9 protein-coding genes are annotated in these 12,345 nt (G+C 37.7%); 3 read left to right on the plus strand and 6 right to left on the minus strand.

The window, feature by feature from the left end; all coding sequences use genetic code 11:
• Positions 1 to 24: 24 nt before the first annotated feature.
• Positions 25 to 831, minus strand: a complete 807-nt coding sequence (locus ACQ33O_RS09220; protein ID WP_430995282.1) for a CAP domain-containing protein — start codon at positions 829 to 831, stop codon at positions 25 to 27.
• A 24-nt stretch (positions 832 to 855) separates the two neighbouring features.
• Between ACQ33O_RS09220 and ACQ33O_RS09225 the strand changes: the two genes are divergently transcribed.
• A complete protein-coding gene (locus tag ACQ33O_RS09225) occupies positions 856 to 2,253 on the plus strand; it encodes a nucleoside recognition domain-containing protein (RefSeq protein WP_430995283.1) in 1,398 nt (465 codons plus the stop codon).
• A gap of 75 nt (positions 2,254 to 2,328) precedes the next feature.
• Here ACQ33O_RS09225 and ACQ33O_RS09230 read toward each other — a convergent pair whose 3' ends face one another.
• Together ACQ33O_RS09230 and ACQ33O_RS09235 are read right to left on the minus strand one after the other, a co-directional pair.
• A complete protein-coding gene (locus ACQ33O_RS09230; RefSeq protein ID WP_430995284.1) occupies positions 2,329 to 4,377 on the minus strand; it encodes a T9SS type A sorting domain-containing protein in 2,049 nt (682 codons plus the stop codon).
• Between the two features lie 48 nt (positions 4,378 to 4,425).
• Positions 4,426 to 5,790, minus strand: coding sequence for a serine hydrolase domain-containing protein (locus tag ACQ33O_RS09235; protein ID WP_430995285.1), 1,365 nt, complete (start codon positions 5,788 to 5,790; stop codon positions 4,426 to 4,428).
• 54 nt (positions 5,791 to 5,844) lie between these two features.
• On the opposite strand from ACQ33O_RS09235, the gene serA reads away from it, so the two are divergent.
• A complete protein-coding gene (serA, locus tag ACQ33O_RS09240; protein WP_430995286.1) occupies positions 5,845 to 7,083 on the plus strand; it encodes a phosphoglycerate dehydrogenase in 1,239 nt (412 codons plus the stop codon).
• A gap of 2 nt (positions 7,084 to 7,085) precedes the next feature.
• Here the strand turns inward: serA and ACQ33O_RS09245 are convergent, their stop codons facing one another.
• On the minus strand, positions 7,086 to 9,632 hold the full coding sequence (locus ACQ33O_RS09245; protein ID WP_430995287.1) for a T9SS type A sorting domain-containing protein: 2,547 nt from the start codon (positions 9,630 to 9,632) through the stop codon (positions 7,086 to 7,088).
• 376 nt (positions 9,633 to 10,008) lie between these two features.
• Between ACQ33O_RS09245 and ACQ33O_RS09250 the strand changes: the two genes are divergently transcribed.
• Positions 10,009 to 11,280, plus strand: a complete 1,272-nt coding sequence (locus ACQ33O_RS09250; RefSeq protein WP_430995288.1) for an NAD(P)/FAD-dependent oxidoreductase — start codon at positions 10,009 to 10,011, stop codon at positions 11,278 to 11,280.
• Between the two features lie 3 nt (positions 11,281 to 11,283).
• Here the strand turns inward: ACQ33O_RS09250 and ACQ33O_RS09255 are convergent, their stop codons facing one another.
• Both ACQ33O_RS09255 and ACQ33O_RS09260 read right to left on the minus strand, forming a co-directional pair.
• Positions 11,284 to 11,655 (minus strand): lipocalin family protein, encoded by a 372-nt coding sequence (locus ACQ33O_RS09255; protein ID WP_430995289.1) that lies wholly within the window; start codon positions 11,653 to 11,655, stop codon positions 11,284 to 11,286.
• Positions 11,656 to 11,719: 64 nt separating this feature from the next.
• A complete protein-coding gene (locus tag ACQ33O_RS09260) occupies positions 11,720 to 12,343 on the minus strand; it encodes a GldM family protein (protein WP_430995290.1) in 624 nt (207 codons plus the stop codon).
• Between the last annotated feature and the right edge of the window lie 2 nt (positions 12,344 to 12,345).

Here is a 12,345-nt window from a genome sequence, read left to right on the forward strand (position 1 = left end):
TTTATAAATTAAAACAATTGCTTACTATTTTTCTATCGCTCCATATTCCTGTATCCACCATTTAGATTTCATAACAGGCGGTCGGGTGTAATAACAGGCAACATGCGTCCATTCAGCATTGAGTGTATTATATCGATGCCCATAACCGGGTATGCCCGTGTCAACCAATAATTGTAATACAATCGTTCTTACATCGGCATCGCTATTGTAAGCAATGTTCTCATTGCCGGTTCTCATCTTCGGAGAATATTTTGTAACCCTTTCCCATGGCCAGGAACCATCTCTGCCCTGATGGTTCACATTGTTTGTAGGACCTTGGTCCTTGGCATGTTTAATACATGCATTGTAAATGCCTTCATCTGGGAGTAAAATTGATAATGGTTTCATCTTCAACAATGAATCGTATAAAGTTTGACAGGCTTTTACTTCTTCTTCGTTGATGTAATGCCAGGTGGTATCTACTTTTGAAGGTTTGTTATTAACATACGATGTGGTTAGAGAATAGTTGGCGTCTCCTTTGCCATATTCTTTCAGATTTCTGAGTGCTCCGTCTAACATAGGTTTTACAAATTCTTTGGCGTAACGTGGCGGATCAGAACGGAGCCTGTTCAATTCGTAGATCATTTCTCTTTCTTGCGGTTCCATGTATTTGCAGTCTTTTGCTGTGTTTAGCTTTTCATTTTTCCACAGGGTATCCTGTGCCTTTGTCTGTAGTGAAACACATGCAAAAATTAAAATCAACGATACTGAATATATTTTCATATTAGGAATGGTTTCAGATAACTGACATAAATATAATTTTCTAAAAGTTGTGCATACGTTAAAATTCATATCTTAGAACTCAAAACCACCAACATGGCTTTAAGCAGAATCTGGAGTGCATTCATTATCATAGCAATTGTTGCTGCATCGATCACCTGTATTTTTTCGGAAGGAGGTAATACTGTCTTCAATAAAATAGTGACAGGAAAAGCCGGAGATACAACTCAAACTAAAATTTACGATAGCAGTAATGTTCCGGCAACAGTACTTACTTCATTGGGTACTGCTTCTACATTTAAAAATGGTGAAAACAGGATCGTCAAAACAACCGATAATAAATACATCACTTATAAAGAACAAACAGCCGATGGGGTTATAGAAACCTGCAAAGTAGCGGTGAATATTTGTATTGGTTTGATCGGCGTAATGACTTTATTCATGGGCTTTATGGCCATTGCAGAAAAAGCAGGCGGTATCAATTTATTATCCAGGATCATTGGTCCGTTCTTTTCTAAAATATTTCCCGATCTGCCCAAGGGCCATCCTGCCATGGGGCATATGATGATGAATTTTTCTGCTAATTTACTAGGGTTGGATAACGCAGCTACACCATTTGGTATTAAAGCCATGGAGAGCTTGCAGGAGATCAATCCGGATAAAACCAAGGCGTCTAATTCACAAATAATGTTTTTGTGTTTGCATGCATCGGGATTAACATTGATACCTGTTAGCATCATTGCATTGAGGGCGTCTAAAGCTGCAAATCCTACTGATATTTTTATTCCCTGTATGATCGCTACGTTTGTTGCTACCATGGCAGCAATGTTCATTGTTTCTTTCAAACAAAAAATAAATGTATTTACACCGGTGATAATGGGATGGGTGCTGGGGATATCTTCCATCATTGCATTATTGGTTATATACATTCAATCATTACAATTTGCGGAAGTGCAAATATTCTCAGGTTTATTGAGCAACGGATTGATACTGTTTATTTTTCTTGCAATTATTCTTGGCGGCTTGTATAAAAAGATAGATATTTTTTCTTCCTTCATTGATGGGGCTAAAGGCGGCTTTGAAACAGCGGTTAAGATCATTCCGTATCTAGTTGGAATGTTGGTTGCAATAAGCATGTTGCGAAACAGTGGAGTGTTTGATGTATTGATCAACGGCATGAAAACTATGTTTGCCGCAATGGGTGCTGATACTCGTTTTGTAGATGGGTTGCCAACTGCCTTAATAAAACCTTTTAGTGGCGGTGCTGCAAGAGGTATGATGGTAAGTACAATGACCACTTATGGAGCCGATTCATTTGCCGGAAGATTGAGTTGTATTTTACAAGGTTCATCTGATACTACATTTTATGTTATTGCCGTTTACTTTGGAGCCGTAGGCATCAAGAATACACGCTATGCAGTAGGAGCTATGCTTCTGGCAGATCTGGTGGGAATTATTACTTCAATCGGATTGTGTTACTTATTCTTTGGGTAGAAAACCATTTAAGAAGTTTAACAGGTTCTTCCAACTTATTAAACTTCTTAAACCTATGTAACATATTAAACAATCTTAATTCGCTTTCAACAATTGAGTTGTCAAAACTTTTCCATCAACGCTCAACTTCAATAAATATTTACCGGCAGCTAAGTAGCTTGTGTTAACTGATCTTTGGTAAACACCTTTATCTGCTTTCTCATTTACTACGGAAGAAACCAATTGTCCCTGTGCATTGTAAATATTTAATTTCACTGTTGCTTTAGCAGGAATGGTATAGCGGATAGTAGTAAACGAATTTGCAGGATTAGGGAATGCTTCGAGTGAAATGGTTTTTGTGTCTAACCCAATTTTTACAATAATAGTATTGCTGTAAGAAAATTTGCCATCCAGATCAATTTGTTTCAATCTGTATTGATAAATACCATTCGTAACAGTGTTATCTGTAAAGGAATATTTACTTGCGTTATCACTGTTTACAAATCCAACAGATTGCCAGTTATTATTATTGATCAATGCTCTTTCAATATTCCATCCTTTGTTATTCAATTCATTGGCAATATTCCAATTCAGCAAAACATTTTTATCATCCGACACTGCATTGAATGAAATTAATTTCACCGGTGTTGTTTCTAAGCCTGCAGCCAAACGATTGAGATATACTTCAAGCATGGTATAGCCTGTTCCTGCATCTACATTGTTTCTATCTGTTTCATCATTCGGATTTAAACTGTTAGCCAGTTCCCAGTCGTCGGGCATGCCGTCATTATCATTGTCGGTAAGTGTGACCGTACATTGTGCATAAGCAGGCCAGCCTCCTACAACAGCCGGGTCATCGATGATGCCTGCTTTGTTAGATGAACCTGTTCCCGAAGAAGTTTTATTGGTAACCTCAGTAATGATCCTTGCATCCACAGCATCTCTCTTTGGATAGATGGCACCGCATGATGCAAGAATAGAAGCATAAGCTTGTTGTGCAGTTTCCATTGTAATAGGAGCTGCTATGGTAAAGATGGTATCGCAACTGGCGGAGTCTCTGCTTGCTACAGGAATATTCACAGAATCAAAAGCCAACCAGTTATTGGCTGTTCTTGCTGCATTGCCATCAATATAATTTCCTTCAAGATGGTAACGGCTAACCGCAACCGAAGAGCCCGGATAATCCGGTCGCATTAATTTTTGATTGGAAGGTGTTGCAGGCCCGGGCTTCAAATAGTTGTTCATAATATTGATCCTCGATAAACCTCCCGGTATTTCAACTTCACCGCCATAAGTACCACTTGTTGTAAGCCAATTGTAATTCACATTGTTTCTGTAATCAACCAATGCAATGGTATCATGTGCTCTGCTGCCATTAAATCTTGGCACACGGCTGTTTTGATGTGCTAATAAATTGTGGTGATACGAAGCGTATTGTCCGCCCCAAACACCACCATAACCTCTTATACCTTTTGCATGATAGGCGTTGTATAATCCTTCACTTACAATACACCACTGTACTGTGGTATTTTTATTGTCGTAGATAGCCAAACATTCTTCATTTGCCCAACTGATACTGCAGTGATCAATGATCACATTTTCATAATTCTCTACATCCAAACCATAAGTAACGTAAGATGTAGTGGGATTGCCATTTACATCTCTCGGTATACCGGGTCTGAAACGCAGATGACGTATGATCACATTTTTTCTACGTGGCCCCCAGTAAAATAATTGTCCTCCTGTTGCACCATTGATCAGCATTGAATGTCCTGTTATACAAATACCATCGCATGGTGCTGTTTGTCCGGCTATAGTAAGATTATCTCTTTTTACTTTAAGATCGCTTTTAAGATTGATGAGTCCCGATACTTTGAACACAACGGTTAAAGGTTGATAAACGGTAATGGGGTAATTTGGATTCGCCGCATCTTTATAAACATAGATCGTATCTACATATTGATCCAGTGCCCAACGAAGACTACCCACTACACTATCCTGCAAAGTAGTAACGGCCACAACTTTACCGCCTCTGCCTCCGGTAGAATATTTGCCGTAACCTTCGGCTCCCGGAAACGCTATTTGTTGTGATTTTGAAACAGCAGAGAAAGACAGCAATAAAGCCGCAAACAAGATTTTTTTCATAATGAAGACAATTGCATTATAAAATTAAGCTTAAGCGTAAAAGGATAACTACTTTTTAGATTTTTTCTTCGCAATCGTTGCCGATTTTTGCAGTGGCTTTTTTGTGGCTTCTTTTAACGGAACAAGAGGGTTTGTCAATACATCTGTATGTTTCATGCTATCTTGCTTTTCCGAAGGTTTTGATACATTGTTTTCTTCTTCTTCAAGAGGCTGATTATAATCTCCAAATAAATTAGCTAATCTGCTGGTATGATAGATGTTACGGTTGAATTTGTTGCCTATTACAATGATCGTTGCAGAATCTTGCAATAACCTTGTAAACACAGAATTACTGCCATGCCACCAGCCATTATGAAAAATTATTTTTTTCCCATTCGGATAGATATTCATTCGCCAGCCAAGTCCATAATTTTTTACACCTGGTCTTTCATTACTATATGGAGCATAGGCTTCGTTCAATGTTTTTTCCGTTAAGAGTTGCCCACTTTTTAATGCTCTGTCCCAAATTAGTAGGTCTCTTGGGGTTGAATAAATATTTTTATCTCCATACACTGCATCTAAAAAATTAAATGGAGTTAAACCTTTCCAATCATAACTCGGAATTACTTTGGAGGTATCTGCCATTGTAAAAACAAAAGTGTTTTTCATTTGTAACGGAATGAAAAATGTATTCTGTACAAAATCACTATATGATTTTCCGGTTACTTTTTCTATCAACAATGCAAGTAGTGCATAATTGCTGTTACAATAAGCAAATTTTGTATTAGGAGAAACGATCGGCCCAAGTTGTTCTTTATTATTGATCAGTGTATTCAATACATCCTGATTGGTAATGATTTTGGTTTTATCCCAATTCAATACTTCTTCCATATAATGGGTGTAGTTAGGCAAGCCGCTTCTATGGTTGAGCAATGTTCTTATGGTTACACCCGGATAATTGAACTGAGGAAAATATTTACTGAATGCATCATCGATATGTAGTTTTCCATCTTGCCAGAGCTTTAATACCGCCATACCCGTAAATGTTTTACTGGTGGAGGCGATATGAAAAGGTGTGTTGGCAGTAATGGTATCATTCCCGGGTAAATGGCCTGTGCCATGGTATTGTTCAAAAATGATATTGTTGTTTTTGGCAATGATCATGCCTCCATTGAAGCCACATGGCAATAAAACGGTATCAAACCAGGCTTTGGCAGCCTCGTAAATTCGTTTAGATTCTGCTTCGGGAACAGGGGTAGGTTTAGGCAATTGCAGGATACCAATGCTATCGGTATTGTTATTTTTTGATCCTGTTGAATTACATGATGAATAAATAAATATCAACCAAATGCAGATTAGACAAAGAAATAGGGCTCTTGTAAGGCCTTTTAAAGGCGTATGCTGATTGAAATATGATTTAATTCCGTAGAACATAATTTTTTAAAACTATATGAAATATCTTTGCGGCAAAATTAGACAGTATTAATTATGGCAGACAAAAAAACAACAAGTTATCCTAAAGAGAAAATAAATATTCTTTTTCTGGAGAATATCAGCGATGTGGCAGTAAGACGTTTCAAGGATGCAGGTTATTCCAATGTAAAAAAACTAAGTGGGGCAGTAAGCGAAGAAGAGTTGATCAAAGAAATAAAGAATGTTCATTTAATCGGTATTAGAAGTAAAACACAGTTGACTTCTAAAGTAATTGCAGCGGCTGAAAAATTGCAGGCGATCGGTTGTTTTTGTATCGGTACCAATCAGGTAGATCTGAAAGCGGCTACTAAAAAAGGTGTGGCAGTATATAATGCACCCTACAGCAATACCCGTAGTGTGGCAGAACTGGTTATTGGTGCCTCAATTATTTTGATAAGAAAGATCATCGATAAAAATAAAGCTGCTCATGAAGGTGTGTGGATGAAAGATGCAACCGGAAGCTATGAGTTGCGTGGAAAAACATTGGGCATCATCGGTTATGGAAATATAGGAAGTCAGTTAAGTGTGTTGGCCGAAGGGCTTGGAATGAAAGTGATCTTTTATGATACAGAAACAAAATTGCCGTTGGGTAATGCCTCTGACTGCAAGAGTTTAAAAGAGCTATTGAGCAAGGCGGATATTGTTTCTTTACATGTTCCGGAATTGCCAAGTACCAAAAATTTGATCAATAAAACCAATCTTAAATTTTTTAAGAAAGGAAGTATTTTAATTAACTATGCAAGGGGAGAAGTTGTTGAATTGAATGATCTGGCTAAATTTCTAAAAGATGGTCATCTAGGCGGAGCGGCTATTGACGTATATCCATGGGAGCCGGAAAAAAACGGGGATACGTTCACAACTCCACTGCAGGGATTGAGCAACGTTCTTCTAACGCCGCATATAGGTGGTAGCACACAGGAAGCACAAGCCAATATCGGCGAAGATGTGAGTGCTAAACTGTTCAGTTATCTTGAAAAAGGTATAAGCAATGGCTCTCTTACAGTGCCTGCACTAAGTTTGCCACCACAGGAAGGAACACATCGAATTCTCCACATTCACAATAATGTACCGGGTGTTTTGTCTGAAATAAATACGACGTTGAGTAAGCATAAAATTAATATTCTTGGTCAATACTTAAAAACCAATGATGAAATTGGTTATGTTGTTTTGGATGTTGATAAAGGGCTTAGTAAAAATGCATTGGAATTATTACAAAAAGTAAAATCAACAATAAAGGTTAGACGATTATATTGATCTTACAGTTTAATAAATTTATCCTGATAAATGATTTCACCCTTTTTTATCAGTTGTAAAATATAGCAACCTTTTGCAAGTTTTTCTGTGTTGATCTGCCTTTGTGCATTTACGTTACCTGCTATCGTAATTAACGTTTGCCCCATTGTATTGATTATCTTTATCTCTGTGTTTTGTAAAGTGTAAGTAGATGCAACGGCAAGTATATTTTTAACCGGATTTGGATAGATTGAAATATTACCTCTTTGACTATTACAGTTCTTTAATACTGATAAAGTTTTAGAGTATTGGCTTTTACCGGCTCTGTCTATATGTACAATCCTGTAATAGTTTTGTCCTGTCGAACTTCTTGTATCGGTGTATTGGTATTTTGTAACAGTATTGCCTTTATGCTGAGACTGGATAAATGCAATACCATCCCAATCAAATCCGTTACTGCTTCTTTCAATTGTAAAATGGTCTGTATTCAGTTCTTGTAAGGTTTCAAAGTTAATAAGCACATTACAATCATTTTCTGTTGCACTTATTGCACCGAAACTAATTGGCAGCAGTACTAGTGGTAATTGATAATCTTCCACTTCTCCATTGCCAAAGCTTGAATTGAATCTTGAATAGATGATTGCAGAATCACTAACAATCAACCGCACTTTATAGTTATTAACTGAAACTCCACCTGCCATAACTGCATCTGTTGGAACACAAACGGATATCGGTAAGGATGTAATACCACCTGCCAGAGGGGTAAGACCGCTTCCGTTATAAAATGCCGGAGCACCTAAACAATCTTTGTCATCTGTAAAATCGCCATTATTGTTCCAGTCGAACCATAGACCATAATAAATTCTTTTAGCACTTGCATTGCTGTTAATATGTGGAATGTAAGAATAAGTGGCTCCTCGGCTTACGGTACCTGGCGGAAAACTCATGCCATCATCATAATTATCACTGGTTGCATTTGCAGCCGCATTTTTTGGGTTAGATTCAAAATCTTCAGCAGTACCGGCCCAAACTGATGTATTGTTGGCAATATCGTTGTTGTCAATGATACAGTCACCATTTGTATCCTTGCCTTTTGTACTGGCTACGGCAATTGGCCAACCGGTTGGAAGGTCTCCAAAATCAGGACGAACAACAGCAGGTACATTTGTCGTGTATGCCAAACCGATAGGTACAAGTTGCGTCCAGTTATCTATTAAACGTTGGTTGCCCCATGCACCATATTCCGGTAAAGTATTATTGGTAGTGCCACCTGAACTTGGCGGCACAGCATTGCCACATTGGTTCCAACCATGCACACCACCGGCGCTATTGATGCCGCCACGTCCGTCAACAATGGGAGTGAGTGAACAATTGAGTGATGCACCAAGATTCGTATCATCCCAGTAAATAGTTTTATCGGGAGAACCGGGTCCATTCAATCTTGTAACTTCTATGCCCCCAAAGACTTCTATATCACTCATTACAAAATGCGTTTCACCAACTTTTTCAATACTCACTTTTACATTGATCGATTGTGAGATCGGTATCGGATTGCCTAATCTATCCAGTCCATTAAAATAAACACTATTAGTGCCAATTGTTAAAACCGTATCTGATCTGTCAATGGCATCATTAAAAGTTCCATTGCCATTCACATCATAATACACATACACAGAACCTGAAAAATTTGTGGTAGAGAAATATACATTTCCCTGTTGTATACAAGATCCGGTTCTTACAAAACTGGCAGTGGAAAGTGTTGGGGTTGGTGGTGTAAATACCAATGGCTCAACAATTTGTCCACTGCCTGTAGTTGTATTAAATCTCACAGATGATGCAGGCAAAGCTGCATGAAAAGCATTAAAAAATATTTTGTTTCTTATGCCGCATACGGCAGAGTCAGGCCCCATATTACTCCATTTGCCATTATATGAAACACTTCTGTATGCCGATACACAGGATGTTCCAGAAGTTCTTACGCCAAAATTATCTGAAACAATGGTGTAATTCAATCCGTTCAAACCTCTGTATATTCCCGAGTACTGGTAACCGTCAGGATTAAGAAAATAGAGTGTGAATGTAGGTTCTAACGGAGAACTTTGATCAAGGCCGTGAACACTGTAAGTAAATACTCTTCCCGTCATGGCAACATTGCCGGTAGTATAAACTGTGAGATCAAAACTAACAGCATCATTATTCCCGTTTGAAGTTGGTATTGCTAAAAGTGTCCATATACCTGCAGTTGCAGCTGTTACACTTATTTTAGCTGTTGTATAATTGGTGCCGATGGTAGAACTGTTAATCATACCTGTGGCAACAAGCCCTACAGGAGAATAAACATAAATGTTCCATCTGCCGTCTTTAGTACTGCCTGCCGAACGGGTCCTTTCAATTCTCCAGTCAATTTTTTCACCGGCCTGGGCATAGGCATATAATGCTAAAACTCCTTCCTGTGCTGCTGATCCGAATAAAGGATTACCTGCAGCACTGCCTCTGCCTTCTGCATACAATTTATTTTGTTGAAACAGACTAACAAATAGTAAACTAATACAAAATAAAATTCTCCTCATTAGTTTTGGTTTTACAGGATAGCATTATAATTGCTACAACGTGTTATCAAAATACTGTAAGGAGATTATGTATAAACGAAATTCAGACAATGAACTCGTAAGGGGAGAAGCTACTGTTTTAAATCGTACTCAAAAATAATACATCTGTTTATATATAAAATCTATTAACATATAGTATAACTACGTCAGCTCATCTGTTCTTTTTTTATAATTCATTGAAAAACAATTTTGTGAAATTTTAAAATGTAAATTTTACGGTGTAAATAATTGAGTATTTTTCTTCGAAAATTATAATTTACCAACATCGGAACTTTAATTTTCTTTATTTTCAAAAATTATTGAAAATACTGTATCTTTGTGGAGTAAAAATTCCGGTATGAAACTCATTATAATAGGTGGAGGGTTCGGTGGGTTAAGATTAGCCCGAAAACTCAGTAATAAAGCAGGTTTTGAAATTACTTTACTCGATAAATTCAACTATCACCAGTTTCAGCCGCTATTTTATCAGGTTGCTACTGCTGGTTTAGATGCTAGTAATATCTCATTTCCGTTGCGGAAGGTTTTTCATAACGCTACAAACATTCGTTTCAGGGTTGCGGAAGTGCAACAGATCATATCTGAACAAAAAATTGTTGTAACAAACATTGGCAATTTCGAATATGATGCATTGGTTATAGCAACCGGCGCCGATACCAACTTTTTCGGTAATCAACAGTTAATGGATAATGCCTTGCCAATGAAAAGTTCAGTTGAGGCTTTACAACTGCGTTATCGTTTATTAGAAAATTTTGAGTCTGCTTTATTGGTTAAAGATGCAGCATCTCAGCAAAGGTTCATGAACATTGTTATAGTAGGTGGTGGCCCCACAGGAGTAGAGTTGAGTGGTGCCATAGCTGATATGAAAAGATTTGTGTTACCTAAAGATTACCCTGAACTGGATTTTAAAAAGATGAAAATTTATCTGGTTGAAAGTTCGTCAAAAATTTTAGGTGCAATGTCGGAGGTTTCTAGTATGCGTTCAAGAAAATATCTGGAGAAATTAGGAGTAACTATTTTAACTGGGAACATTTTAAAAGATTATGATGGGCAAAATGCTGTTTTACAAAATGGAGATATCATTGCAACCAATATGGTGATCTGGGCAGCAGGCATCAAGGGTAATGTGCCTTTGGGTATTAGCCAGGAGTTGATCGCAAGAGGTAATCGTATTAAAGTTGACAGGCATTGCCGTGTACAGGGCTTTAATGATATCTATGCAATAGGAGATGTGGCCTATATGGAAGAACCCGCTTATCCTAACGGCCACCCACAAGTGGCACCGGTAGCAATGCAGCAAGCTGACACAATCGCTAATAATTTAAAAAGAATTGAAATGAAGAGCAGTGGTGCCTTGCTCGAAGAATTTGTTTACAACAATCAAGGCAGTATGGCTACCGTTGGCAGAAATCTGGCAGTGGTTGATATGCCCAAACCCAAATTGAGCATTGGTGGTTTTTTAGCGTGGATGATATGGATGGGGTTGCACCTTATGCTTATACTGGGCGTAAAAAATCGCTTCTTTGTATTTTGTAACTGGCTGTATAATTACTTTACTTACGATCAAAGTTTACGACTGATCTTCAATGTAAAATCCGAAAGAAAAAAATAAAAGTTATTTCTTTCTTAGTAAAGTAAGTGTTTCCGGCTGCCCACCTCTGTTCATATCAAATACCAAACTATCATTTGTTAGTTTAGTGATGTTTACCATTATTTCCTGTTGTTTTTCGGGAGTTGTAAACAACATGGCATTTTCAACTTTATATGTTCCTTTTTCAATTACACCACCGTAATTAAAAGTGTAATCGCCTTTTTCATTGAAGGTGAAAGAAGTTGCTTTTGCATTATTATCGGATGGTTGACCATTTACCAACCACTCAGCCCCTTGCCAGCTACCAATTATTAATTTGTTGTTTGTCGTATCACCGCAAGAGATAAGGATGAATAACACAGAAACGATGGATAAAATGCTGATTGATTTTTTCATGCTGCATATTACAAATATGTTTTAGAAAGCTTTGTTAAAATGGAATTTGTGAGTGGCGATAGACTTAATACAATATCACACATGCTCCGGGTATGCTGCGTTCGTTACCATCCGGGCCCTTTACTTTTACTTCGTCAAACACCACCACACTTCCGGCAGTGCATTGATCCATATATGTTTTGATAGTATCTAAACTATTACCGTTGATGGTTCCTTTCTGTACTTTCTTAAAATTTTTTCCTGAAAAATATACTGCGGCATTTGTAATGCTGAAGTTTGCGTCAAAATCGAAATTGGCCAACTCGGCTCTGCAAAATTGGAGTTTTTTAAATGCTTCAACAGACATTTTTATTGAACCGTTACCGATCTTGAATACTGGACTGGGTATTTCTTTTACCCTGAATTCATAAACGTATGCTTTATCATTGGCAACAACAGTAATCGTTGCTTTGCCGGATTTTGTTACATATACAACTCTATTGCTTCCTGTACCCGTTAATGAACAACCCATGCAGCTAACTGCTGTTTTATCCCATGGCGCTCCGGATGCAATCGTTACAGGATTTGGAACACCAATATAAAATACATTCATTTTGTCAAGCATTACAGCAGGGCTACCGCAGTCTGTTTGGGCTTGAGTATTGATGATGGAACAAAAGAAAATGGCGACTAAAATTATTTTTTTCATAA

Origin of the sequence: Ferruginibacter sp. SUN002 (assembly GCF_050611725.1) — a bacterium.
Classification (GTDB): Bacteria; Bacteroidota; Bacteroidia; order Chitinophagales; family Chitinophagaceae; genus Ferruginibacter.

Coding starts and splice junctions, on each gene's coding strand:
- ACQ33O_RS09220 (WP_430995282.1), bottom strand. CDS start 831: ATGAATTTTAACGTATGCACAACTTTTAGAAAATTATATTTATGTCAG.
- ACQ33O_RS09225 (WP_430995283.1), top strand. CDS start 856: ATGGCTTTAAGCAGAATCTGGAGTGCATTCATTATCATAGCAATTGTT.
- ACQ33O_RS09230 (WP_430995284.1), bottom strand. CDS start 4,377: ATGAAAAAAATCTTGTTTGCGGCTTTATTGCTGTCTTTCTCTGCTGTT.
- ACQ33O_RS09235 (WP_430995285.1), bottom strand. CDS start 5,790: ATGTTCTACGGAATTAAATCATATTTCAATCAGCATACGCCTTTAAAA.
- serA (WP_430995286.1), top strand. CDS start 5,845: ATGGCAGACAAAAAAACAACAAGTTATCCTAAAGAGAAAATAAATATT.
- ACQ33O_RS09245 (WP_430995287.1), bottom strand. CDS start 9,632: ATGAGGAGAATTTTATTTTGTATTAGTTTACTATTTGTTAGTCTGTTT.
- ACQ33O_RS09250 (WP_430995288.1), top strand. CDS start 10,009: ATGAAACTCATTATAATAGGTGGAGGGTTCGGTGGGTTAAGATTAGCC.
- ACQ33O_RS09255 (WP_430995289.1), bottom strand. CDS start 11,655: ATGAAAAAATCAATCAGCATTTTATCCATCGTTTCTGTGTTATTCATC.
- ACQ33O_RS09260 (WP_430995290.1), bottom strand. CDS start 12,343: ATGAAAAAAATAATTTTAGTCGCCATTTTCTTTTGTTCCATCATCAAT.